General features: G+C 40.6%; 29 protein-coding genes. 21 read left to right on the top strand and 8 right to left on the bottom strand.

What is annotated here, in order from left to right:
• Positions 1-18 precede the first annotated feature (18 nt).
• A complete protein-coding gene (locus NPA43_RS09830) occupies positions 19-282 on the top strand; it encodes a YpbS family protein (protein WP_099728470.1) in 264 nt (87 codons plus the stop codon).
• A gap of 274 nt (positions 283-556) precedes the next feature.
• The gene (locus tag NPA43_RS09825) at positions 557-1,444 is read left to right on the top strand and encodes a 5'-3' exonuclease (protein ID WP_099728471.1); all 888 of its coding nucleotides are present in this window, start codon (positions 557-559) and stop codon (positions 1,442-1,444) included.
• A 16-nt stretch (positions 1,445-1,460) separates the two neighbouring features.
• Here NPA43_RS09825 and NPA43_RS09820 read toward each other — a convergent pair whose 3' ends face one another.
• Genes NPA43_RS09820 through NPA43_RS09810 form a run of 3 tightly spaced genes read right to left on the bottom strand, consistent with a single transcriptional unit; the run spans position 1,461 to position 2,715 of the window.
• Complete coding sequence (locus tag NPA43_RS09820) at positions 1,461-1,586, bottom strand: hypothetical protein (protein ID WP_003215584.1); 126 nt, start codon at positions 1,584-1,586, stop codon at positions 1,461-1,463.
• Positions 1,587-1,628: 42 nt separating this feature from the next.
• Entirely contained in the window at positions 1,629-2,024 is a 396-nt protein-coding gene (locus tag NPA43_RS09815; protein ID WP_099728472.1) for a reverse transcriptase-like protein, read from the bottom strand.
• A gap of 1 nt (position 2,025) precedes the next feature.
• The gene (locus tag NPA43_RS09810) at positions 2,026-2,715 is read right to left on the bottom strand and encodes a queuosine precursor transporter (RefSeq protein WP_256498712.1); all 690 of its coding nucleotides are present in this window, start codon (positions 2,713-2,715) and stop codon (positions 2,026-2,028) included.
• Positions 2,716-2,809: 94 nt separating this feature from the next.
• Here NPA43_RS09810 and NPA43_RS09805 point away from each other — a divergent pair, with 94 nt between their 5' ends.
• From NPA43_RS09805 to NPA43_RS09795, 3 genes are all read left to right on the top strand, one after another.
• Complete coding sequence (locus NPA43_RS09805; RefSeq protein WP_099728474.1) at positions 2,810-3,481, top strand: reverse transcriptase-like protein; 672 nt, start codon at positions 2,810-2,812, stop codon at positions 3,479-3,481.
• Position 3,482: 1 nt separating this feature from the next.
• A complete protein-coding gene (locus tag NPA43_RS09800; protein ID WP_099728475.1) occupies positions 3,483-3,665 on the top strand; it encodes a zinc-finger domain-containing protein in 183 nt (60 codons plus the stop codon).
• Positions 3,666-3,834: 169 nt separating this feature from the next.
• The gene (locus tag NPA43_RS09795; RefSeq protein ID WP_039179402.1) at positions 3,835-4,017 is read left to right on the top strand and encodes a hypothetical protein; all 183 of its coding nucleotides are present in this window, start codon (positions 3,835-3,837) and stop codon (positions 4,015-4,017) included.
• A 51-nt stretch (positions 4,018-4,068) separates the two neighbouring features.
• On the opposite strand, the gene cspD is transcribed toward NPA43_RS09795, so the two are convergent.
• On the bottom strand, positions 4,069-4,269 hold the full coding sequence (gene cspD, locus NPA43_RS09790) for a cold-shock protein CspD (RefSeq protein WP_003215784.1): 201 nt from the start codon (positions 4,267-4,269) through the stop codon (positions 4,069-4,071).
• Positions 4,270-4,530: 261 nt separating this feature from the next.
• On the opposite strand from cspD, the gene NPA43_RS09785 reads away from it, so the two are divergent.
• Entirely contained in the window at positions 4,531-5,232 is a 702-nt protein-coding gene (locus tag NPA43_RS09785) for an AIM24 family protein (RefSeq protein WP_099728476.1), read from the top strand.
• A 185-nt stretch (positions 5,233-5,417) separates the two neighbouring features.
• Here the strand turns inward: NPA43_RS09785 and NPA43_RS09780 are convergent, their stop codons facing one another.
• Together NPA43_RS09780 and metA are read right to left on the bottom strand one after the other, a co-directional pair.
• Complete coding sequence (locus NPA43_RS09780; protein ID WP_099728478.1) at positions 5,418-6,569, bottom strand: diglucosyl diacylglycerol synthase; 1,152 nt, start codon at positions 6,567-6,569, stop codon at positions 5,418-5,420.
• 228 nt (positions 6,570-6,797) lie between these two features.
• Complete coding sequence (gene metA, locus NPA43_RS09775; RefSeq protein WP_230030307.1) at positions 6,798-7,706, bottom strand: homoserine O-acetyltransferase MetA; 909 nt, start codon at positions 7,704-7,706, stop codon at positions 6,798-6,800.
• A 138-nt stretch (positions 7,707-7,844) separates the two neighbouring features.
• Here metA and NPA43_RS09770 point away from each other — a divergent pair, with 138 nt between their 5' ends.
• From NPA43_RS09770 to NPA43_RS09715, 12 genes are all read left to right on the top strand, one after another.
• Entirely contained in the window at positions 7,845-9,527 is a 1,683-nt protein-coding gene (locus tag NPA43_RS09770; protein ID WP_099728480.1) for a formate--tetrahydrofolate ligase, read from the top strand.
• Positions 9,528-9,602: 75 nt separating this feature from the next.
• Positions 9,603-10,085, top strand: a complete 483-nt coding sequence (locus tag NPA43_RS09765) for a glutathione peroxidase (RefSeq protein ID WP_230030306.1) — start codon at positions 9,603-9,605, stop codon at positions 10,083-10,085.
• A 13-nt stretch (positions 10,086-10,098) separates the two neighbouring features.
• Complete coding sequence (locus NPA43_RS09760; protein WP_371930210.1) at positions 10,099-10,710, top strand: HD domain-containing protein; 612 nt, start codon at positions 10,099-10,101, stop codon at positions 10,708-10,710.
• A 30-nt stretch (positions 10,711-10,740) separates the two neighbouring features.
• Positions 10,741-11,880 carry a conserved virulence factor C family protein gene (locus NPA43_RS09755; RefSeq protein ID WP_099728483.1) on the top strand — a complete coding sequence of 380 codons (1,140 nt, stop codon included), beginning with the start codon at positions 10,741-10,743 and terminating at the stop codon, positions 11,878-11,880.
• A gap of 311 nt (positions 11,881-12,191) precedes the next feature.
• Positions 12,192-13,868 (top strand): dihydroxy-acid dehydratase, encoded by a 1,677-nt coding sequence (gene ilvD, locus NPA43_RS09750; protein ID WP_034319100.1) that lies wholly within the window; start codon positions 12,192-12,194, stop codon positions 13,866-13,868.
• A gap of 80 nt (positions 13,869-13,948) precedes the next feature.
• The gene (locus NPA43_RS09745; protein ID WP_099728484.1) at positions 13,949-14,383 is read left to right on the top strand and encodes a BrxA/BrxB family bacilliredoxin; all 435 of its coding nucleotides are present in this window, start codon (positions 13,949-13,951) and stop codon (positions 14,381-14,383) included.
• 66 nt (positions 14,384-14,449) lie between these two features.
• Complete coding sequence (locus tag NPA43_RS09740) at positions 14,450-15,244, top strand: class I SAM-dependent methyltransferase (protein ID WP_099728485.1); 795 nt, start codon at positions 14,450-14,452, stop codon at positions 15,242-15,244.
• 279 nt (positions 15,245-15,523) lie between these two features.
• Entirely contained in the window at positions 15,524-16,141 is a 618-nt protein-coding gene (locus NPA43_RS09735) for a YpjP family protein (RefSeq protein ID WP_099728698.1), read from the top strand.
• 18 nt (positions 16,142-16,159) lie between these two features.
• Positions 16,160-16,687 carry a phosphatidylglycerophosphatase A family protein gene (locus NPA43_RS09730; protein ID WP_099728699.1) on the top strand — a complete coding sequence of 176 codons (528 nt, stop codon included), beginning with the start codon at positions 16,160-16,162 and terminating at the stop codon, positions 16,685-16,687.
• A gap of 103 nt (positions 16,688-16,790) precedes the next feature.
• Positions 16,791-17,585 carry a thymidylate synthase gene (locus tag NPA43_RS09725; protein ID WP_064497497.1) on the top strand — a complete coding sequence of 265 codons (795 nt, stop codon included), beginning with the start codon at positions 16,791-16,793 and terminating at the stop codon, positions 17,583-17,585.
• Positions 17,582-18,070, top strand: a complete 489-nt coding sequence (locus NPA43_RS09720) for a dihydrofolate reductase (protein ID WP_256498709.1) — start codon at positions 17,582-17,584, stop codon at positions 18,068-18,070. Before NPA43_RS09725 ends, NPA43_RS09720 begins: the two co-directional genes overlap by 4 nt.
• 19 nt (positions 18,071-18,089) lie before the next feature.
• A complete protein-coding gene (locus NPA43_RS09715) occupies positions 18,090-18,713 on the top strand; it encodes a lysophospholipid acyltransferase family protein (protein ID WP_256498708.1) in 624 nt (207 codons plus the stop codon).
• Positions 18,714-18,747: 34 nt separating this feature from the next.
• On the opposite strand, the gene trhA is transcribed toward NPA43_RS09715, so the two are convergent.
• Positions 18,748-19,386 carry a PAQR family membrane homeostasis protein TrhA gene (gene trhA / locus NPA43_RS09710; protein WP_099728703.1) on the bottom strand — a complete coding sequence of 213 codons (639 nt, stop codon included), beginning with the start codon at positions 19,384-19,386 and terminating at the stop codon, positions 18,748-18,750.
• 13 nt (positions 19,387-19,399) lie between these two features.
• On the bottom strand, positions 19,400-20,371 hold the full coding sequence (locus tag NPA43_RS09705; RefSeq protein WP_256498707.1) for a sigma 54-interacting transcriptional regulator: 972 nt from the start codon (positions 20,369-20,371) through the stop codon (positions 19,400-19,402).
• Positions 20,372-20,552: 181 nt separating this feature from the next.
• On the opposite strand from NPA43_RS09705, the gene ilvA reads away from it, so the two are divergent.
• From ilvA to NPA43_RS09690, 3 genes are all read left to right on the top strand, one after another.
• Complete coding sequence (gene ilvA, locus NPA43_RS09700) at positions 20,553-21,821, top strand: threonine ammonia-lyase IlvA (protein ID WP_099728731.1); 1,269 nt, start codon at positions 20,553-20,555, stop codon at positions 21,819-21,821.
• Positions 21,822-21,857: 36 nt separating this feature from the next.
• Positions 21,858-22,109 (top strand): YpmP family protein, encoded by a 252-nt coding sequence (locus NPA43_RS09695; protein WP_034319122.1) that lies wholly within the window; start codon positions 21,858-21,860, stop codon positions 22,107-22,109.
• 185 nt (positions 22,110-22,294) lie between these two features.
• Entirely contained in the window at positions 22,295-23,137 is an 843-nt protein-coding gene (locus NPA43_RS09690; protein WP_099728706.1) for a DegV family protein, read from the top strand.
• Positions 23,138-23,156: the final 19 nt, after the last annotated feature.

Below are 23,156 nucleotides of genomic sequence, written 5' to 3'. Positions count from 1 at the left end.
GAAAGCAGTTGATACACAATGACGAGCGTACACGAAGACATTTCTGCACATTCACAAAAGCAGCATGCCCATATCCAGTCCTTTCTCGAGCTTGAACAGAAAAGAGAACAGGCGATAGAGGCTGCTGTGGCAAAGTGTGAGCAAAAAGAGCCATTTACAACAGATGAGATCAATGCCGTTACTTCAAAAATGAATGAGCTTGCAAGAGGCGGAATTGTGCCGCTGCGTAAGCATGTCACGATCGATATGGTCAGGGAGTATGTCGAGCGTAAACAGAAGTAAAGAGTAACTTTCTCTTTTTTGGTCATCTTAACAAATGAACCGAGAAAGGGGAATGATGATGGAAAAAAAGAAAAACGTAAAGCAGCAGGAAGAGCGTGTGCCTAAACAAAAAGACATGCCGTCCTATGCAGAAGCAGAAACAGAAAAAATGCAATATGGTAAAAAGTAAAAGGGCTGCCTCTTCTTTTCAAAAAGAAGAAGGCGCCTTTTTTATGTCCATTTTGCTGTTCTGTGATAGAATAGTAGTATTGTTTTGAAAAAGGGAGTTTATAAAATGAATAAACACGTACTGCTTGTAGATGGAATGGCACTACTTTTCAGGTCGTTTTATGCGACGGCTGTCCATCGCAATTTTATGATAAATGATAACGGTGTGCCGACAAATGGAGTCAATGGGTATTTGAAGCATTTATTAACGGCTGTACAGACATTTGAGCCAACTCATATTGTTTGCTGCTGGGATATGGGAAGTCAAACGTACCGAAATGAATTGTTTCAAGATTATAAAGCGAATCGAGGGGAGCCGCCTGTCGAGCTTATCCCGCAGTTCGATTTGGCAAAAGAGGCTACAGAAGAACTAGGAATTGTGAATGTTGGTTTAAAAGGCTTTGAAGCAGATGATTGTATCGGTACGCTTGCTGCACTCTATCAAAAAGAGGCGCGTGTAACCGTCTTAACTGGAGACAAAGATTTGCTGCAGATTTTGAATGAACAAGTGACAGTGGCCCTGATGCAAAAAGGAATCGGGAATTATAAGCAATATACAAAAGCCTTATTTGAAGAGGAAATGGGAATCTCTCCAAAGGCGCTGATTGATATGAAAGCATTGATGGGTGATTCAAGTGATAATTATCCCGGTGTAAAAGGAATCGGAGAAAAAACGGCATTGAAATTTATCCAAACGTATCAAACGATTGACCGGCTATTAGAAAATGTTCATGAATTAACGGCTGCGCAGCAAAAAAAAATGCAAGCAGGTGTAGAAGATTTGAAGCTTTCACGTATACTGGCAGAGATCAAATGTGATGTACCACTCAGCTGTCCAATGGAAGAGACGAAAATGCAAATCAATCAAGAGCGGGCAGCGGCTATGCTGCGCCTACATCAAATCAAAGGAATTGAACCAATGGTGAACCGCTTAAGTGAAATAGAGATCAGCTAAAGCTGATCTCCATGGTTTATCTTTTCGTATTGCTTTTTTTCGCCCGATTTTCTAGCTGAGATAGAGGCTGTTTATCTTTTGTTTGCGCATCACCTTGAGGGGTTGTCCCATTTGTGACACGACCTTTATTCTCTTTATCCAATCAGTATCACCTCATACATTAGCATACCCAAAAAAAAGCGATTCATCCTTTAGATAGGTGAATCGCTTTTCTAGCGAGCTGATCAGCTACTTGATTTTCCTTGCTTGGAATCCACTTAATGAAAAATAAATCAAACTGGCTTTGAAGCTGGATCATCTCTTTAATAAAGTGCTGAAACGCTGGATTTTTAGCAAACCCTGCATTGGCAGCACGGTCAACTACCTGTGAATCTGTTCGAAACGAAACGGTACGCAATCCTTTTTCTACGCAAATTTTCATCCCTTCGATGAGAGCGGAAAATTCTGCTTCATGATTGCTCATTGTTCCAAGAGGAATGGAGAAAGATTCAGCATTTCCATCATATTTAATGAAAATGCCGATGCCAGAGGGGCCTGGATTACCTGCACTAGCACCATCAATATATATTTCAGCTGGCAATTTATTTCCCCCTTTCATCAAGTGGGACCATTTTTTTCGCCGCATACGCGTATGGTGTCGAAATCGCGGATACGATAAATTTAATGACATATGTCGTGATGAAGATTTCAATCCATACATGAAATGGATAGGTGCCAAGAAAGGCAATGGTCGTAAAAATGAGTGTATCAAGCAGCTGGCTAATCATCGTACTTCCAGCGTTGCGCACCCAAAGCGCACCATCGGAAGGAAATATCCGGCGAATAAACGAATATACATAAACATCTAACATTTGACTGATGATATAAGCAGCAAGACTACCAAGTGCAACCCTCGGCATAAAGCCAAAAATGGTTTCTAACGATGCTTGTGAGATATCAGAGGGAGCGGGGTGGAAAAGCAAAGCCTCCTGCATGACAACAGTTAACGTTAAAAGGGTGGCAAAGCCAATCCAGACAGCCTTTCTAGCTTCATTTTGTCCATATTTTTCATTCAATACGTCCGTTGCAAAGAAAACACTGCCATACAAAATATTCCCCAGTGTTGCAGTTAATCCAAACAATTCAACGGTTTTGACAACTTGTAAATTTGCGGCAACAGTCGCAAAGCCAATCCAGACGAAAAGGCCCATCTTGCCAAATCCTTTATAAAATAGAAGAACAATGATAAAATTAATGATCGCAAATAAGATCCAAATACCTTCATTAAACAAGTGACATGAACTTCCTTTCTCATTGTAAAATGTAACTTTTTGATTATAGCATAACGAACGTTTACCTTAAAAGCACGGGAAGGCGATGTGATCAATGAAATTAAGAGCACACTATACAATGAAAGTGACATCAATTGGGTCTATTGCTTTTTTTCAAGAAGATTGGATGGAGCTAAAAGAGGCCTTGATTTTTGCAAAACATATCGACAAAAAAGAACCACAGTCACTCCTATCATTTGAAGATGAAAAAGGGGCCATGTGGTCGATAAAAGAACTTGAAAAGCTAAAGGAAGAACTAAAGCTTGAACCTGATCAGATTCAAGTCTATTTTGATGCAAGTTTTCGTAAAGAAACAGGTGACTCTGGACTTGGAGTTGTCGTCTATTACAAGCTCGGAAAAGATGCTTATCGATTGAGAAAAAATCAGCCTTTCCAAGGGATCACCAATAATGAAGCAGAGTATGCCGCTTTATTTGAAGCAGTAAAAGCTTTAAAAGACCTGGGTGCCAGCAGAAATTCTGTCACGATTAGAGGAGATTCACTTGTTGTCATGAATCAGCTAAAAGGAGAATGGCCTTGTTATGATGATATACATAACAAATGGCTCGACCGGATTGAAGCGTCTTTAAAAGAGCTGAAGCTCACGCCAACATATGAAGTCATCGATCGTAAACAAAATGCAGAAGCGGATCAGCTTGCAAGGCAGATTCTTGCAGACGTCCCAATCGAAAGTAAGTTGAAATTAGATGCAGACGGAGCTGAATAATGTGGATAAAAAAACAGCAGTAAAAGAATTGACAGATCTTCAAGACACGTATTGTTCAGATTGTTTTATTAAAAAGCACTTTCGAAAAGAATTTGGCAAAAAATATGCCCATTCCTTTTGTATTCAGCAATGTACAGTAGGAGAAAAAATAAAAGAATACGGAAATGCACTGCTCAAAAAGTAAGAGGGTGCACCGGTTTTCCCTGATCACACATCGGCTCGTGAAAAAAAACGGATAGAATGCGTAAAAAAAGAACATATTCCAGAAAATGAGCCGATATAACTATAGAAAGTTTTGGTTGAGTTACTTTTTGACTAAGTGACGGATATTAGAGGAAAAGAGGAAGGCCGGTATGAATAATAAGGATTTCGAAACGGTATTACATCGAACATTTCAAGAGGTGTATAGCGATCTAGAGCAGCTAGTAGATGTAGCAAAGAAGGGAAGACCTTTTCTCGAAAAAGATATCTCTGAAATTGAACAAAGACTGAAGCAAAATATTTTAGCGATTGAAATTCAGCTGAAAATCAAATAAGAGAGGCATAAGCCTCTCTTTATTTTGTCGGTTCATCATTCATTTAGTTGATTAGATTTTTGTTACGTTTGCAGCTTGAGGTCCACGATTACCTTCAACGATTTCAAAAGAAACTTCTTGTCCTTCTTCTAAAGACTTGTAACCGTCACCTTCGATAGCTGTGAAGTGAACGAATACATCGTCTCCACCTTCAACTTCAATGAAGCCGAAACCTTTTTCATTATTGAACCATTTTACTTTACCGTTTTGCATATTGCTTTTTCCTCCTAGTACTGTAGCATACCTTTTGGCATACTAAAAAAAATTTTTCATCATCTAACGCCTTAGAAGTTGTTAAATGATGGTTCCACTATACACCATCAAAAGTAAAGCGTCAAGGAGGCGAACCAAATTTTGAGCAAAATGTTTGATTTTTTTGGTGAATTGTCACTTATATATAAAAGAATCTGATGTTCCGAAACCTAACGTGCATCTTGTCCGTATATAAAAAAAATACAGAAAGAGGTGCGCGGCATGAATCGTTATACGATTGAAGAATTTGTCCAAAAAACCCAGCAAGAAGATAAAGGAGAAGGGGTCTTCGAGCTTGAAACATCAAGACTTCTAGAAATTAATTTGACCGATACCATTTGGGCAAAAACAGGTTCCATGGTCTCATATCGAGGCAAAATCAAGTTTGAACGTGAGGGCGTTTTTGAACATGGCGTCTCAAAGATGTTCAAGAAAATGTTATCAGGAGAAGGCACCTCACTCATGAAAGCAACAGGTGATGGAAAATTATATGTCGCAGACCAAGGCAAAAAGATCTCGATTCTTCGTTTGGCTCAAGGTGAATCCATTTTCGTTAATGGAAATGATCTTCTTGCATTTGAACCGTCAGTCCGCTGGGATATCAAATTGATGAAAAAGGTTTCTGGCATGCTTGCAGGCGGATTATTTAATGTCAAACTTGAAGGGCCAGGCCTTATTGCGATCACGAGTCATTACGAACCGCTTACATTAATTGTTCAGCCAGGTGACTCTGTCTATACAGATCCAAATGCGACGGTCGCATGGTCAGGGGATTTAAAAACTGAATTTGTGACAGATGTTTCGTTCAAAACCTTTATTGGCAGAGGGAGCGGGGAGTCCATACAAATGAAGTTTAGCGGAAGCGGTTTTGTTGTCGTTCAGCCGTTTGAAGAGGTGTACACAACAAATGGGAATCAAGGCTAAAAGAAAAAAGGTGTCAGTCCTGCGTGCCGGTGCTCACGAATCTCAAATTCGCTCCGCTCCGGTACTCGTCCTTCCTAGACTACAAAGGTTTTCTATCACGCTGAAAAGAAGACAAAGGGCTAAAATCAAGATCATTTTAGCCCTTTGTCAACAATCTGAGGTGTCCGTATATGACGGGCACCTTTTTATGATAATGCACGAGCATACGTTTTGTTACTCGTGATGAGATCTGATTGTTCAACGATATCTTCCAAAATGGTTTGAGAAGATTGTTTTAAGTGCAGTTTTTTAATGTTTTGTTTCATTGCTTCTAATTTTTCTTCATCTTGCAGCAGGTTGGTCACAGATTCTAAAATGTCTTCATGTCTGTTGATGACGATGGCAGCACCATAATCTTCAAAGAAAAGAGCATTTTCTTTTTCTTGTCCAGGGACAGGTTTGTAAAGAATAACTGGAACACCGATTGCTGTTGCTTCTGTTAATGTAATACCGCCGGGTTTTGTAATCATACAATCTGTTACTCTGAACAATTCATCAATTTGTTCCACATATCCAAGCGCCTTCAATTGATCTGGGTGTGCTTGTTCAAGATCGCTGAGCGATTGTTTCAGCGCTGCGTTTTTTCCGCATACAACAACAATTTGTACTTCACTGTCAAGAAGTAACGCTTCACATAATTCCTTCACATTTTTTAGTACACCGTGAGCACCGGCCATAATGAGAAGGACCTTTTTGTCTGATGATAATCCATATTTTTTATAAATTATCGATTTTGGCACGTCTGCTTCAAATTGTGGTCTAATAGGAATGCCTGTCACCTTGACATCGCTTGGATGTGTGCCGATTTCCACTAATTTTTGTTTCACATAATCGGTTGCAACATAATATCGGTCGATGTTTTCATGTACCCAAATCTTATGAAGACAGAAATCTGTCATGACATTAAATGTCGGAATCACTTTGCCTGTTTTGTTTCGGTATTCTGGCACAACAATCATCGGGAATGTAATAATAATGATGTCAGGGTTGTGTAACTGAATTAATTCGTCGAGACGCTTATTTCCCATCTTTAAGTAAATGTTAAATTTGCGTTTATTGTAAATTTTATCTACACCGTAATAAAACAAGCGATAAAATTGTTTCCCAATGGAAAAGCTCTTCAAGTATAAATATTGAGTCACTTCTGACACAATGGGATTGGATTCTTGATACAAATTAGAAACTATCACATGTTCAAACCCTTGGGATTTGCATTCATCATACAGTGTTTTTGCCACCTGCATATGTCCATTTCCATAATTTGCGGTCAAGATTAATATTTTTTTATTGGTATTCAAGAATATTCACCTCAAATGTAATCAACAACAACAAAACTTCGTACGAAAACTATGAATCTCATAGGTCTACATATACATAAAGATAACATATAAACAGTCAGAGCATATCATTCGTTACGAAAGAATTAAACTAATTTTAAAAAACAAACAGACTAAATTGATAATGGAAGACAGAGCCATTTGTATTTTAACACATTTTGAACATTTATCATCAGACCTCAGTCTATTTTATTCCCACACATATGGAGTTTCTTGATACACATAATAATTAAGCCAATTCATAAACAGTAAGGTTGCATGGGCTTTCCAGCGATTTACTGGGACGAGTGTGTCACCATCTTCTATAAAATAGTGGACGGGTTTTTTGACTGTATCATGTTTCAACAAATCTCTTTCATATTCCTGCTTCAATGTGTCTGTATCGTATTCAGGATGTCCAGTTAAAAATACTTGTTTATCATCATCTGAAACAATTAAACAAACACCAGCTTCTTCAGACATACTCAACACTTTTAGATTCGGTGTGTTTTTTAATTGTTCTGTATTAATATCTGTATGCCTAGAATGTGGGACATAGTATACTTCATCGAAACCTCTTACTAATCTTTCTTTTTTCTCTTTGACAAGATGCTCAAATACGCCAAACTTTTTCTCAGGAAGCTTGATTTTTTCAATGCCATAATGGTGATATAGACCTGCCTGTGCACCCCAGCAAATATGAAGAGTAGACGTCACATTGTTTTTACTCCAGTCCAAGATGTCCTGCAGCTCTTTCCAGTAGGAAACTTCTTCAAAAGGTAGATGCTCAATTGGTGCGCCGGTGATGATCATTCCATCAAATTTTTTATGGCGAATCGATTTAAAGGTCGTATAAAATTCATCTAGATGCTCTCTCGATGTATTCTTCGGTGTATGCGTACTTGGAATCAAAAACGTAAAGTACACTTGCAAAGGAGAATTCCCGAGCATTCTCAGCAGCTGCGTTTCAGTTTGTATTTTTTTGGGCATTAAATTTAAGATCACGATATTCAAAGGACGGATATCTTGCTTGAATGCCCTTGTCTCATCCATGACGAAAATGTTTTCGCTCTCTAGTATTTGTTTTGCCGGCAGATGAACTGGTATGTTAATAGGCAACTCGCCACCCCCTGAACCAAAGCTAATTTCACTTCATTATAGGAACTTTCTGGCGATATTTCAATGTTTCAATTATGTTACAATGAAAAATAGAGCAAAAATGAAAGCTGTTTCTGTAAAAAAGGAGGCCGTTTATTTATGATTACTAAGCATTTATCAGATATTGACATTGCCCAAAAGGCACAGCTGAGACCAATTCAAGACATCGCAGCAAAGTTACAAATACATGACGAAGAATTAGAATGCTATGGTTTCACAAAAGCGAAAATATCTTTGACCATTTTTGATCGTTTAAAGGAACAAAAAGAAGGAAACGTCATTCTTGTGACTTCAATTAACCCAACGCCAGCAGGTGAGGGGAAGTCCACCGTAACAGTTGGTCTCGGTCAAGCTTTCGAAAAAATCGGGAAAAAAGCGATCATTGCCATGCGAGAGCCTTCACTAGGTCCAACAATGGGTATTAAAGGCGGTGCAGCGGGGGGAGGCTATTCTCAGGTACTGCCAATGGAAGAAATCAATCTCCATTTCACCGGAGACTTTCATGCCATTACATCTGCTCATAATGCGTTATCTGCATTTATTGATAACCATATCCATCATGGAAATGAACTTGGCATCGACTCGCGCCGGATTGTGTGGAAACGAGTGCTAGATTTAAATGACCGTGCTTTAAGACAGGTTGTTGTAGGACTTGGCGGTCAATTAAATGGGTATCCTAGAGAAGATGGATTTGATATCACGGTTGCTTCCGAAATGATGGCGATCCTCTGTTTAGCAGAAGACTTAAACGATTTAAAAAAACGTCTTTCTTCTATTGTTGTTGCTTATAATCAACAAGGTGAGCCGGTCACAGTTGGAGGGCTTGGATATGAAGGCGTACTCACCTTACTTTTAAAAGATGCGCTCAAACCAAACCTTGTACAAACGATTGAAGGAACTCCAGCCCTTGTTCATGGCGGTCCTTTTGCCAATATTGCACATGGATGCAACAGTTTAATTGCAACAAAAATGGCGGCAAAACTAGCAGATTATGTAGTGACAGAAGCTGGCTTTGGTGCAGACCTAGGTGCGGAAAAATTCCTGCACATTAAAACAAGAGCCGGTGATTTCAAACCAGGTGCAGTTGTGATTGTTGCGACTGTCAGAGCATTGAAGATGCATGGCGGAATGCAGAAAACAGAGCTCAAAGAAGAGAATGCACGTGCCGTATTAGAAGGTATACATAATTTAGAAAAGCATATTGAAACAGTGCAAGCCTTCGGTCTTCCATACATCGTCGCAGTGAACCGCTTTATCACCGATACAAAAGAAGAGATTCAAGCAGTAGAAGATTGGTGCAAAACGCATGGGCATCCAGTCAAAGCCGTGAATGTATGGGAAGAAGGAGGCGCTGGCGGGACAGCACTTGCCGAGGAACTCACGACACTTATTGAAAAGAATAAGAACCGCTTTTCCTATTTGTATGAGGAGAAAGATTCCATCGAAGAAAAGTTATCTAAAGTAGCCCAAGTGGTTTACGGGGCAGATGGCGTCACGCTCACATCAAAAGCAAGAAAGCAGCTGGCAGCGATCGAGAAGAACGGCTGGGCTCATTTGCCGGTTTGTATGGCAAAAACGCAATATTCTCTTTCAGACGACCCAGCTTTAATCGGCAGACCTAAAGGTTTTACCATTACGATTCGTGAGTTAAAACCATCTGTAGGAGCAGGATTTATTGTTGCTTTAACCGGAAGCATTCTTACCATGCCGGGTTTGCCTAAAAAACCTGCGGCGCTTGAGATGGATTTATTGGAAGATGGCAGTGTGACAGGACTCTTTTAGTAGGAAGCATAAAAAGCGATTTTCTAAAAGAAGCATGTTACGATAGAAAAAAAGTGAATCCTAGGAGGCTATGAGATGTCAATTTATGATATTCAGGTCAAGACCATTAACGGTCAGGAAAAATCAATGGCAGATTACAAAGGGAAAGTGCTCATTATCGTGAACACAGCGAGCAAATGCGGACTTACCCCTCAATTTAAACAATTGCAAGAGTTATATGATCAATATCATGAAAAGGGCCTTGAAATTTTAGGATTTCCGTGTAACCAATTTATGAACCAAGAGCCGGAAGGGGAAGAAGCGATTCAAGAATTCTGTTCGTTGAATTATGGTGTGACCTTCCCAATGTTTGAAAAAGTAGATGTCAATGGTGACAATGCGCACCCGCTTTTCAAACACTTAACAAGTCATGCGAAAGGTGTGCTTGGTACGAAGACAGTGAAATGGAATTTCACAAAATTTATCGTCGATCAAAACGGAGAAGTCACTGAACGATTTTCTCCTAAGACACCACCAAAAGAATTAGAAAGCTCAATCATCGCCTTATTGGACAAATAAGATGCAGACGATCATGCAGCAAAAACAATTGAAGGCAGCTGCCTCCTTTGTTTCAAATAAGCTGAAGAATGAGCCAACTGGACACGATGCAGCTCATATCGATCGTGTCCGCCTGCTAGCAGTCCATATCGCAAAGCAGGAAGGCGGCTCTCTATTTATCATCGAGATGGCGGCTATTGTGCATGATTTAATTGATGAAAAACTGTCAATTGAATGGGAGTTTTCACCACAGCAACTGGAACAACAGCTTCTATTGTGGGAAGTGGATACGCGAGATATTCGTTATATCATGGACATCATTACAACGATGTCTTTTCGTCACCGTCATATGCAGCATAAGCCAATGACATTAGAAGGGACCATTGTTCAAGATGCGGATAGGCTGGATGCGATAGGAGCAAGCGGCATTGCAAGAGTGTTTACGTACGCAGGTGCAACAGGTGAGCCCCATTATACACACAATTCACAGCAGGGATCAGTGCTTGAGCATATGGAAGAAAAACTGCTCAAATTAAAAGACTTGATGAACACCCGTGCAGGAAAGCAGCTTGCTGAAGATCGTCATGAATTCATGTGTTTATTTATCAAGACGTGGAAAGAAGAATGCGGCCTTACAGATGAGTAGGGTCTTTATGTGTGTAAGGAGGATGTATAGATGAAAATAACAGCAATAGAACCGACGCCAAGTCCGAATACAATGAAGGTCATTTTGACAGAAGCGCTTGCCGGCGGTAAAAGCAACAACTACAAAAAGGATCAAAAAGACGAAGCGCCAGAGATGATCAAGCGCATTTTAAATATTGAAGGTGTTAAAGGGGTTTATCATGTAGCGGATTTCTTAGCGGTCGAGCGCAATGCGAAATTTGACTGGCAGGGCATTTTACAACAGGTCAGAGAGGCCTTTGGACAAGAAACAGAAGGTCTTCAGGAAGGGTCGCAGTCAGGCGATGACACATTTGGCGAAGTCAAAGTGTTCGTCCAAATGTTTAATGGGATTCCGATGCAGGTCAAGCTGACGGACGGTGAGAGAGAAGAGCGGTTTGGAATGCCTGAACGCTTCCAGGCAGCCATCTTAAAGCTCAGAAGCAGTTCAGACAATGTTGTGTTTGAACGTGTGTGGAAAGAACACGGCGTTCGTTTTGGGGAATTTGCTGATATCGGTCAAGAAGTCACAGAAGAGCTTCAAGCAGCTTATGATGACGAGCGTTTACTCCGTTTAACAGAGGCAGTCAAGGAAGGACAAGAGGCTGTAGATAAACAGGTGAATCGCCAGGCATATGATGTCACAGAAGAGATGCTGCGCGAGGAAGATTGGAAAAAGCGTTTTGCCCATTTAGAGCAAATGCAGCCCAAGCAAAAGGATATACCTGTTTTAATGAAAGCAATGGAGGACCCAAAAACGTCTATTCGCAGACAAGCCGTTGTGAATGCTGGAATGATTGAAGATCCTGCTATCCTGCCTATTTTATATAAGGGGCTTGAAGACAAAACAGTCACGGTCCGCAGAACAGCTGGAGACTGTATTTCGGATCTTGGTGACCCTAGTGCTATAGAAGCGATGATCGCAGCATTAAAGGATCCAAGTAAGCTTGTCCGCTGGCGTGCGGCCATGTTCCTTTATGAAGAAGGTGACGAAACGGCACTTGAAGCATTGAAAGAAGCAGAGCAAGACCCTGAATTTGAAGTCAGTCTACAAGTGAAAATGGCGATTGAGCGAATTGAGCTTGGAGAAGAAGCGAAAGGCTCAGTGTGGAAGCAAATGACAGAAAGTAGAAAAAATGCATCAGAATCATGAGGATGATGAGCAAGCTGCCAATGAAAGGCAGCTTGTTTTCTGAATAACGTTTTTTATAGACAGAAAAATTTTTTTAGAAAAATTATTTTGAATATTGTTGAAATATACAAAAAAACTCTATATAGTAGTACCAATATAGAATATTGGAGGTCAGATTTTATGACACGATCCTTGCTGAGCGCTTGCTTCAGCAGCCATATTGGTCATCAGTCATTCATAGGTGGCTAAATAAACAGAAAATTTGTAAAATAAAATCAACTCAAAATCATGCAGTCAACTTAGACTTGTAGTATAGGAGGCTTTTTAAACAGATGGCAGAACTACGCAGTAATATGATTAAGCAGGGAATTGACAGAGCACCTCACCGAAGCTTACTAAGAGCAGCGGGGGTAAAGGATGAGGATTTCGGTAAACCGTTTATTGCCGTATGTAATTCCTATATTGATATTGTCCCAGGACATGTCCACCTTCAGGAATTCGGTAAAATTGTGAAAGAAGCCATTCGTGAAGCTGGCGGGGTGCCATTTGAATTCAATACGATTGGTGTCGATGACGGAATTGCCATGGGGCATATTGGGATGAGATATTCATTACCAAGCCGTGAAATCATTGCTGACTCAGTAGAGACTGTTGTGTCTGCACACTGGTTCGATGGAATGGTTTGTATTCCTAACTGCGATAAAATCACACCAGGCATGATGATGGCAGCAATGCGTGTGAACATCCCAACTGTATTTGTCAGCGGCGGTCCGATGGAAGCAGGTAGAACAAGTGATGGCAGAAAAATTTCTCTTTCATCCGTATTTGAAGGCGTTGGTGCATACCAGTCAGGAAAAATTAATGAAGAGGAATTAAATGAGTTAGAGCAGTTTGGCTGTCCAACATGTGGATCTTGTTCAGGTATGTTTACGGCAAACTCAATGAACTGTTTAGCAGAGGCGCTTGGCATCGCTCTTCCTGGAAATGGAACAATTTTGGCGACATCACCAGAGCGAAGAGAATTTGCGAAGAAATCAGCAAAACAACTGATGGAGCTCATTAAAAAAGATATTAAACCACGTGATATTGTCACTGAAAAAGCGATTGATAACGCATTTGCACTAGATATGGCACTAGGTGGTTCAACCAATACGGTTCTTCACACATTGGCGATCGCAAATGAAGCGGGCGTTGAATATTCACTCGAGCGTATCAATGAAGTAGCAGAGCGTGTGCCGCATTTATCAAAACTTGCACCAGCTTCGGATGTTTATATTGAGGATTTACATGAAGCAGGCGGTGTGACAGCTGCGCTAAATGAATTGTCCAAAAAAGAAGGAGCTATTCATTTAGATACAATGACCGTCACAGCGAAAACGCTCGGTGAGAATATTGCGGGGCATGAGGTAAAAGACTATAACGTCATTTATCCAATTGACAAGCCATTTACTGAAAAAGGCGGCTTAGCCGTTTTATTTGGAAACCTTGCGCCAGATGGGGCTATTATTAAAACAGGCGGAGTTCAAGATGGTATCACACGTCATGAAGGACCTGCGATCGTATTTGAATCCCAAGAAGAAGCTCTTGAGGGAATCATTAATAGAAAAGTAGAAGCAGGACATGTGGTCATTATTCGATATGAAGGACCTAAAGGCGGACCTGGCATGCCTGAAATGCTTGCACCCACTTCACAAATTGTCGGAATGGGACTTGGTCCAAAGGTTGCTTTAATTACAGACGGACGTTTTTCTGGCGCTTCTCGCGGATTGTCCATTGGACACGTCTCTCCAGAGGCAGCTGAGGGTGGCCCGCTTGCTTTTGTTGAAAATGGTGATCATGTCGTTGTAGATATTGAAAAGCGCATTTTAAGCGTAGATGTTCCAGAAGAAGAATGGGAAAGAAGAAAAGCGAATTGGAAAGGCTTTGAGCCAAAAGTGAAAACTGGTTATCTAGCCAGATACTCAAAACTTGTGACATCAGCCAATACAGGCGGAATCATGAAAATTTAATCTGAAAGCGAACATTTGAAAATTGGCTCTCTCTATAGTATCCTTATTCACAACATAAGGATTTTAGAGGGGGCTTTTTTATGTCAATGGCATATGAAGAATATATGCGTCAGCTCGTTGTACCAATGCGCCAAGAGCTTACAAGTGCGGGATTTCAAGAACTAACAACTGAAGAAGAGGTAGAACAAACGATGCAAGAAGCAGAAGGAACGACATTTGTGGTTGTCAATTCTGTATGCGGGTGCGCTGCCGGATTAGCACGCCCAGCTGCTACTCAAGCTGTGATGAAGGCAGAAAAAACACCAGATCGAATTGTAACAGTTTTTGCTGGCCAGGACAGGGAAGCAACGGCAAAAATGAGAGAATACTTCACAGGCGAAGAGCCATCTTCTCCTTCAATGGCACTTTTAAAAGGAAATGAACTTGTTCATTTTATCCCGCGTGAGGAAATTGAAGGCCATGAAATGGAAGACATTATGAAAAATGTATTATCTGCATTCGAAAAACATTGCTAATACAAGTGTTGAAATGTCCTGTGATCAGATCAGGGCATTTTTTCTTGATCATGATGGAGGAACGGCATGCTCATTACAACAAGCTTTAGAGCAAATGTACAAACGATTGAAACAGCAAAGGCACTAGCAGAGGATTTGCATGGTGAGTATGTAGAGCGGCGCAAACAATCCGTCAAACAGCTTGCTATCAAACGGGGGGACGTACTCGTTGTCGGGAAAGAAAGATTTGAATGGTATCAGCCAAATGGTGAAAAGTTTTTCTTCCATCCAAGCTCAGCGATGTTTAGGGTGAAGCGGCTCCTCCGCGGCGAAAAGGATCCATTGATAGAAGCAGCACAGCTTAAGCCAGGAGATTCCGTTTTGGACTGTACGCTTGGCTTAGGGTCAGATGCCATTACCGCAAGCTGCGCGGCAGGTCCAAATGGAAAGGTAGTTGGTATTGAAAAGAACCCCATGACGGCATTACTAGTGCGAGAAGGGCTAAACACATGGGAGACAGGTGTAGGCGAGGCAGATGAAGCGATGAAACGGATATCTGTCATAAGCGGAGACAGTATCGAGCAGCTAAAAAAGCTCCCAAATCGTTCATTTGATATCGTCTATTTTGATCCAATGTTTGAGGAAACGATTCAAGAATCTACAAGTATAGCGCCGCTTCGTCATGCGGCAGAGCACTACTTTGACCACGAAATGGCCATGCAAGAAGCGATAAGAGTAGCGAGAAAAAGAGTGGTTTTAAAAGATCATTGGAAAAGCACTCGGTTTACAGCGGACTCCTATCAATTTCAGGTCATCAAACGAAAAACAGCCCAATTCCATTATGGGTATATCCAAATAAAAGAAGACAAAGGGCTAAAATAAAGATCATTTTAGCCCTTTGTCAACAATCTGAAAAGCCCTCATTAGGGGCTTTTAATCTGTGATCTCCATATAGACAAAATAAAATAATGTCAGCAAGGAAGCCGTGACGAAAAATCCTTCAAGCATACCCATTCCTCCCAAATTTTAGTCGCTGTTACTGTCATTGTAAACGTTTTATTATGAAAAAGAAAGTCTCAAATCAATGACCAAATTGAATGACTGAAAATTCATTATATGCTAGAATAGCAGTATGATAACTTATGGAAGGAATTAGATATCATGAAGATGTGGATGAGAAAAACGCTTGTTGCACTCTTTACGATTGCAACTTTTGGTTTAATCTCTCCTCCATCGGCTTTGATGACAGACAAGCCATCTGAACTTTCTTCATCTGATAAGTCCCCTTATACAGCTGTTTATGATACATCAGATGAAACGCGCAGCTGGGAACTATCGCAAGAGGACAACAAAGAGCGGATAGATCCCTTTGAGCAATATAAGCAAGAGGTTCTATCAAGTGCAGAAAACCAATCCTTTCTCAAATTTGGTCATAAAATCACACCTGTCATTGAGGACGAGTACAGAGAAGAGATTCAACCGAAGATTGAACAAGTGTTAACCGACTTTTTAACAAATTTCAAAGATGACGAAAAATTTCAAGATGTTGTTTTAACTGATCAACCTTCCAGCGGAAATGGCGAAAAAATCTTTCACATTTACAACCGGAAGACCGGAGAAGATTTGCTCCGTTTTCATGTGAGAAGAGATCAGCCGCCTCATAGCGGATATTGGTTTAACTTTCATTACCATACAGCAGAAGATGGATTCCAGACGCACCATGAACTCGGTAATATTTACTGGGACAAAAACACCCCGCCGAGCTGGATGAGCCACTAGAAGGAGATGTCATGCCAATTGAAAAAATATACAATGAACGAAATGGTGCACATTACAAAACAAATGTTAAACGATCGCGGAGTGAAAATTGAAGATATCGCACACATTGTGCTTAAGCTTCAAGAAAAATATCATCCGAATCTCCCGCTTAGTGTCTGCATTGAAAATGTTGAAAAAGTGCTGAAGAAAAGGGAAATTGTCCATGCTGTTTTAACAGGGCTTGCCCTTGATCAGCTGGCAGAAAAAAAGCTTTTGCCAGAACCTTTACAGCACTTAGTTGAAACAGATGAGCCGCTATATGGAATTGACGAAATTATTCCGCTTTCCATTGTCAATGTATATGGATCAATCGGTTTGACCAACTTCGGTTATTTAGATAAAGAGAAATTTGGTATTATTCGAGAATTAGATGAAGGTCGTCCAGGAGAAGTACACACCTTCCTTGATGATCTTGTCGCTGCACTTGCCGCAGCAGCAGCAAGCCGCATTGCTCACTCTCACCAAGATATTAAGGACGAAGAGCAGGATCGAGTGAATCAAGTATAATAAGAAAAACATGTCTGCTCATCACGCAGACGTGTTTTTTTGGTTTCAACAAAAGCAGAAATAAGGTAAACTACAACAAGAACATAAATAAAGGATGAAAAAAATGAAACAATACAAAGAGTTATGCCGTCATGTATTACAGCACGGGGATGAAAAAGGTGACAGAACGGGAACAGGCACAATCAGCACGTTCGGTTACCAAATGAGATTTGATTTACAGGAAGGGTTTCCTTTATTAACAACCAAGAAATTACACCTGAAATCAATCATTCATGAGTTACTGTGGTTTTTAAAAGGTGATACAAATGTCAAATATCTTCAAGAAAATGGTGTCCGTATTTGGAACGAATGGGCAGATGAGAATGGAGAACTAGGCCGTGTATACGGTGCACAGTGGAGATCATGGGCGAGTGGAGACGGCGAGACCGTGGATCAGATCACAAAGCTGATCCATGATATTGAGCACAACCCGAATTCAAGAAGACTGATCGTCAGTGCTTGGAATCCGGGGGAAATTGATCAAATGGCGCTGCCTCCTTGTCATTGTTTGTTTCAATTTTACGTATCAAACGGGAAGCTTTCCTGCCAGCTATATCAAAGATCGGCAGATATCTTTTTAGGCGTGCCTTTTAATATTGCTTCATATGCACTTCTAACGATGATGATTGCCAAAGTGACAAATCTTGAGCCAGGAGAGTTTATTCATACACTTGGGGATGCTCATATTTATCAAAATCATCTTCCGCAGGTGAAAATGCAGCTGGAGCGCGAGGAGCGCACACTTCCGCAGCTTCGCATCACAAGAGATGTAAAGAGCATTTTTGATTTTACGTTTGATGATTTTGTACTCGAGAACTATGATCCACATCCGCATATTAAAGGAGAAGTCAGTGTATGATTTCTATGATTGTGGCGACAGGTAAAGACAGAGTCATTGGTCAAGATAATCAAATGCCGTGGCATTTACCCGCGGATTTAGGTTATTTTAAAAAAGTCACAGGCGGCCATACCATTGTCATGGGCAGGAAAACATTTGAATCGATTGGACGAGCGTTGCCTAACCGCCGTAATATCGTCTTAACCACAAGTCCTTCTTTTCAAAGAGAGGGATGTGAGGTTGTCCATTCAATTGCTGACATTTTAACAATCGGGAAGAATGAGAAAGAATTATTTATCATTGGCGGATCTAAGCTGTATGAGGAAATGATGCCATATGCGGATCGTCTTTACATCACGCACATTCATCATGCTTTTGAAGGTGACCGCTATTTTCCTCATTACAATGAAGACGAATGGACGATTGTATCACGCGAAAAAGGCCATCGTGACGAAAAGAACCCCTACAATTATGAATTTGTCGTATATGACAGAAAAGAAGGATAAATGAGTAGGAGGAGTACGGTTGTTTCGTTATTGGTTTTTAACGATTTATGTTGTTGTATCCTTTTTAAAAAGTATGAGGCATTTGTATGATCATGAATTAACTGATCCGCGCATTTCCTATACGAAACGAATGCAGCTCATTCATGAGCATGCGAAAAGGTTTGCAAGAGGATGTATTGATCAGTCAGGATCAGTGATGACCATCCATCAGAAAAAGAAGCTGCCGGATGGACCGGTCATTTATGTCACCCATGAGCTTAATCCGGTGACAACGACATTATTAATTGGGCACCTTGAGAAGCCATTTGCTTTCATGGCGAATTCGAATCTGTTTCGCTACCCCATCTTAAAACAATGGCTGAAAAAGATGGCGGTTATTCGTCACAATCAGTCTGATGAGGGATTGTTAGAAGAAGCAAAAGAAAGAGTCATGTCTGGGCAGAGTGTATTGCTTTCAGAAAAATATCGTGCCATTGCAGAGGTGCTTGCCGAAGAATGTGATTGTCCGCTTGTTCCGATTGAAACAAGCGGAACGGATCGGCTTTTAACAGGGAAGATCGTGAAAAGGCTGCGTCCTGTCAATGTCGATATTCATATTAAAGCACCTGTCGTGATCAGTGATTACGTTCAAAAGCGCGCATAGAAAAACCAGCATCCGAAAGTGGATGCTGGTTTTTCTATGCCGCTGGGATGCTGACACAATAGAATAGGATGCAGAAAAACATCGACGCACTTCCGCCGAGAACAAAGCTGTGCCAAATCGCATGATGATAAGGGATTTTACGCCAAATATAAAAGATGGTTCCGACCGAATATAATAGACCGCCTAACAGTAATAAGCCGAATCCTGCTCCCGTTAATTGAATGTAGAGTGGTTTGATGGCGATGATAATCATCCAGCCCATTAATAAATAAACGAGAGTGGATACAACGATAAACCGTTTGACGAAAAAGATTTTAAAGACAATACCACCTGCAGCAAGAGCCCATACAATCGCAAGTAGAGTATAGCCGAGTGCGCCTTTTAATGGTCCAAGTAAAAAGGGTGTATATGTACCAGCAATCAATACATAAATAGCAGAGTGGTCGAGAATCTCAAACACATCTTTTGTTTTTTTGTGCCGAATGCTATGAAGCAGGGTCGAGCTTAAATAAAGCAGCAGCATGGATGCACCAAATATCGAAAAGCTAATAATGTCTGTGACTGTGCCGTATTGAACAGCGAATAAAACGAGAAAAACAATGGCTGGAATGGATAAAATAACCCCAATGCCATGTGTAACGGCGTTTGCAATTTCTTCTTTTACAGTAAACAATAGATTTCCTCCTTTATTGAACCGGTATATAACCATCAAGCGACTTCAGGAATGAAAGACCTTCAAGTGTAATCTTCGTTCCAGCCCTGCCTTTTCCTTTCGTCACGTATGCTTTTTTCTCAAGATCATCTAATCGGCTCCTCACCTGCTGAGGGGTCAGCGGAATGTCACCTTGTTTGCTTAATTCAGACAAGAGTCGTCTGCTTGCTGCTTCTCCTTTTTCATTCAGTGCTTTAATGGCTTCAAGTAAGAAAACAAATTCTTGTTTCTCCATAAGTGTAAGCTGGTGCTCTTCTTTTTTTCCTTTTCCAGCCGCTGCGTGTTGAGGTAATAACACAAAAGGCGGTAAGTGGTGTAAGAAAACCGTTTGCCCCTCGAGAATCGCTGCAGCGTAATGAACCATATTTTTGAGCTCTTGTACATTGCCTTCAAATGGATACTGCTGCAAGGTTTCCCAAACACTTGTATCAATGTCAGGCTGTATGCCCAGCTCTTTGAAAAAGGCAGTAGTTAAAGCAGGAATATCTGTTTTTCGATCTGCTAAAGACGGAATGGACAGATGGAGTACGTTGAGACGATAAAATAGCTCAGGTAAAAAAGTAGATGAAACCCTCAATGCCTCTAATGATAAAGACGAAGAAGCGATGATTTTTGTTGCAGGTGAAGTTTCTAGAAAACGAATGAGCTGATGCTGCATAGGAATACTTAATGCGCCAATTTCGTCTAAATAAAGAGCTTGATTCTTCTTTTGAGTGAATGCTTTCTGTAAGGTCTCTTCATCCAATGTCGGGCAATAAATATGTGTCAGCGAAGCGTGAGGAACAGAAGCATTTGCCATTTCTTGGGCAAATAATGTTTTGCCTGTTCCGATTTCTCCCGTTATTAAGACAGGCTGCTTGTTTTGCGTGAATTGTTTTGCCAAATGAATGGCGTGCTTCATATCTTGGTGCTCTCCATATATAGAAGTAAACGGACGTGTGGTCATCGGGTGATTCCTTTCTTTATGGTTCTAATTGGTTTAATTGTAACACCCAATAAAACCAAATGTACAGAGAAACGAAAAAGTTTATGAAATTTATGCTTGATCCATGATCTATTGGTTTATTTTTTGAATATTCATGTTATAATGACAAATTAAATAAGGTTAAAGAGAAAGGATCTTGTACATGAAACCGTTGCTCAAAGAAAACACGCTAATTCAAGTGAAAGACATCTTAAAAGCCCATCAAAATTTGAAGGATGTAGTGACTCATACACCGCTTCAAAAAAATGAGCGACTTTCTGAACGATATGAATGTAATGTCTACTTAAAAAGAGAGGATCTTCAAGTAGTTCGTTCCTTTAAATTAAGAGGCGCTTTTAATAAAATGAGCCAGCTGCCAAAAAATAAACTAGAAAACGGCATTGTCTGTGCAAGTGCTGGAAATCACGCGCAAGGTGTTGCCTATTCTTGTAAATATTTAGGTATCCACGGGAAAATCTTTATGCCGGCTACGACGCCAAGGCAAAAAGTATCTCAAGTGGAGCTTTTCGGAAAAGAATATGTTGAAATTATCTTAACCGGAGATACGTTTGATGATTCCTATCATGAAGCAGTAAAATGCGGAGATAAGGAAAAGCGCGAATTTATCCATCCGTTTGATGATTTGGATGTGATGGCAGGACAAGGAACAACTGCTGTAGAAATATTAAATGATATCGAAGTGGAGCCTCACTTTTTATTTGCAAGCGTCGGAGGTGGCGGACTGCTATCTGGCGTTGGCACATATATCAAAAACATTGCACCAGAAACCGAAATCATTGCTGTCGAGCCGCTTGGCGCAGCTTCACTGCATGCTTCCCATGAGAAGGGAGAGGTTGTGACACTTGATTCGATTGATAAGTTTGTAGACGGGGCAGCGGTTCAGCGGATTGGTGAAAAGACGTTTACGTCCCTTCAATCCGTTGTCGATAAAATTAGTCTTGTACCAGAAGGAAAAGTGTGTACAACCATTTTAGAGCTGTATAATCAATGTGCGATTGTAGCAGAGCCAGCAGGTGCCTTGCCGATCGCGGCATTAGAAGCGCATCGCGAGGAGATTAAAGGCAAAAATGTTGTCTGTATTGTCAGCGGGGGAAATAATGACATTGGCAGAATGCAAGAAATCAAAGAACGCTCAATGATTTATGAAGGGCTTCAACATTACTTTATCGTCAATTTTCCGCAAAGAGCAGGAGCTCTCAGGGAGTTTTTAGATGAAGTGTTAGGGCCAAATGATGATATCTCACGCTTTGAATATACGAAAAAGAATAATCGAAGCAAAGGTCCCGCACTTGTTGGCATCGAATTGAAAGAAAGAAATGACTATGCGGCGCTGATTAAGCGGATGAATAAAAAAGGCTTCCACTATGTTGAAGTGAATAAAGATCAAGATTTATTCCACCTATTTATTTAGGCTTAACAGATCATTGGAAAAGAGGATTGATCGTTTGTGCTGCTCAAAACAATATGTTTTAGACGGATGGATGGAGCTCAGATCAAGGTAACAGAAATCCCTGTTCTAAAGGGGGATGAGACGTATTGTTTCATGCTCACCTTTAGACTTGAAGCTTTCTTGAAAAAAGTCTATGTATCTAAAGGAAAGAGAGATGTGTACTCTTTCAGGGAGTACGTGAAACGTAACGTCAAGTGGAGCACATATGAACAGATCTATCAGCAGCCTACACTGAAACACAATGCATAAATAGGAATCTTTGTCAAAAGGAGTGAGCGCCGTTTAGAAAAGGCGGCTGCTCAGTTGGCAAGGATTTTTTTCATGAAAAGAAGAAAATGTGACAATTTCAAAAACGTGAGGACAGTTGTTTTCAAGAATACAGGAAATAAGGTAATATCATAAGTAAAGACTAAGACAGCAAGGATGAGACGATAGTGAAACAAATTAAAATTGTAACTGATTCAACTGTAGATCTTCCGCAAGAGAAAATCAATGATCTTTCAATTCACGTGATTCCGCTCAATATCTCCATTTCTGGAGTTGATTATATTGACCGAGTGAATTTGCAGCCTGATGAATTTATTCATAAAATGGAGGCCGCTGAGGAATTGCCGAAAACGTCTCAACCTGCAATCGGTCAATTCGTCGAATTATATGAAAAGCTGACGGCAGATGGAAGCGAAGTCATTAGTATTCATTTAACCGGTGGAATGAGTGGTACAGTTCAAACTGCTGAAAGCGCTTCGAAAATGGTGGATGGAAACATCACGGTGATTGATTCAAACTTTATCTCCTATGGATTAGGGTTTCAAGTCATCAAAGCAGCAGAACTTGCAAAAAAAGGTGCAAGCCGTGAAGACATCATCAAAGAAGTGGGGAAAATCCGCCATAAAACAAAGCTATATGTCACAATTGATACATTAGAAAATCTCGTGAAGGGTGGAAGGATTGGAAGAGGAAAGGCGCTTATCGGCTCACTTCTTCACATCAAACCAATTGCCAGCTTAACAGACGGAGTATACACGCCGGAAGCGAATGTGAGAAGCTACTCTGCTCTTGTCCGCTATCTGACAAAACAGTATGTACAGGCGGTGAAAGGAAAAACCGTTCAGGCAATTGGGATTGCGCACGCAGATGCATTAGAGCTTGCAGAAAAGCTCAAATCAGCGCTACTCGATCACACACCTGATGCACTTGTTGATATCGCCTACACAACTCCGATTATTTCCTGTCATACTGGAAAGGGAGCAATAGGCTTTACTTTTTATACCGATTGATTGAAAAAGGGGATGGGCA

This window comes from Bacillus pumilus (assembly GCF_024498355.1).
In the GTDB taxonomy this organism is placed as follows: domain Bacteria; phylum Bacillota; class Bacilli; order Bacillales; family Bacillaceae; genus Bacillus; species Bacillus pumilus_P.
The sequence above is the reverse complement of the archived record's forward strand: the minus strand, read 5'-3'. Positions and strand labels throughout refer to the sequence as shown.

Bases quoted from the DNA above. Each gene is read 5' to 3' on its own strand.
- NPA43_RS09830 (WP_099728470.1), top strand. From the start codon at position 19: ATGACGAGCGTACACGAAGACATTTCTGCACATTCACAAAAGCAGCAT.
- NPA43_RS09825 (WP_099728471.1), top strand. From the start codon at position 557: ATGAATAAACACGTACTGCTTGTAGATGGAATGGCACTACTTTTCAGG.
- NPA43_RS09805 (WP_099728474.1), top strand. From the start codon at position 2,810: ATGAAATTAAGAGCACACTATACAATGAAAGTGACATCAATTGGGTCT.
- NPA43_RS09795 (WP_039179402.1), top strand. From the start codon at position 3,835: ATGAATAATAAGGATTTCGAAACGGTATTACATCGAACATTTCAAGAG.
- cspD (WP_003215784.1), bottom strand. From the start codon at position 4,269: ATGCAAAACGGTAAAGTAAAATGGTTCAATAATGAAAAAGGTTTCGGC.
- NPA43_RS09785 (WP_099728476.1), top strand. From the start codon at position 4,531: ATGAATCGTTATACGATTGAAGAATTTGTCCAAAAAACCCAGCAAGAA.
- NPA43_RS09770 (WP_099728480.1), top strand. From the start codon at position 7,845: ATGATTACTAAGCATTTATCAGATATTGACATTGCCCAAAAGGCACAG.
- NPA43_RS09765 (WP_230030306.1), top strand. From the start codon at position 9,603: ATGTCAATTTATGATATTCAGGTCAAGACCATTAACGGTCAGGAAAAA.
- NPA43_RS09760 (WP_371930210.1), top strand. From the start codon at position 10,099: ATGCAGCAAAAACAATTGAAGGCAGCTGCCTCCTTTGTTTCAAATAAG.
- NPA43_RS09755 (WP_099728483.1), top strand. From the start codon at position 10,741: ATGAAAATAACAGCAATAGAACCGACGCCAAGTCCGAATACAATGAAG.
- ilvD (WP_034319100.1), top strand. From the start codon at position 12,192: ATGGCAGAACTACGCAGTAATATGATTAAGCAGGGAATTGACAGAGCA.
- NPA43_RS09745 (WP_099728484.1), top strand. From the start codon at position 13,949: ATGTCAATGGCATATGAAGAATATATGCGTCAGCTCGTTGTACCAATG.
- NPA43_RS09740 (WP_099728485.1), top strand. From the start codon at position 14,450: ATGCTCATTACAACAAGCTTTAGAGCAAATGTACAAACGATTGAAACA.
- NPA43_RS09735 (WP_099728698.1), top strand. From the start codon at position 15,524: ATGAAGATGTGGATGAGAAAAACGCTTGTTGCACTCTTTACGATTGCA.
- NPA43_RS09725 (WP_064497497.1), top strand. From the start codon at position 16,791: ATGAAACAATACAAAGAGTTATGCCGTCATGTATTACAGCACGGGGAT.
- NPA43_RS09720 (WP_256498709.1), top strand. From the start codon at position 17,582: ATGATTTCTATGATTGTGGCGACAGGTAAAGACAGAGTCATTGGTCAA.
- NPA43_RS09705 (WP_256498707.1), bottom strand. From the start codon at position 20,371: ATGACCACACGTCCGTTTACTTCTATATATGGAGAGCACCAAGATATG.
- ilvA (WP_099728731.1), top strand. From the start codon at position 20,553: ATGAAACCGTTGCTCAAAGAAAACACGCTAATTCAAGTGAAAGACATC.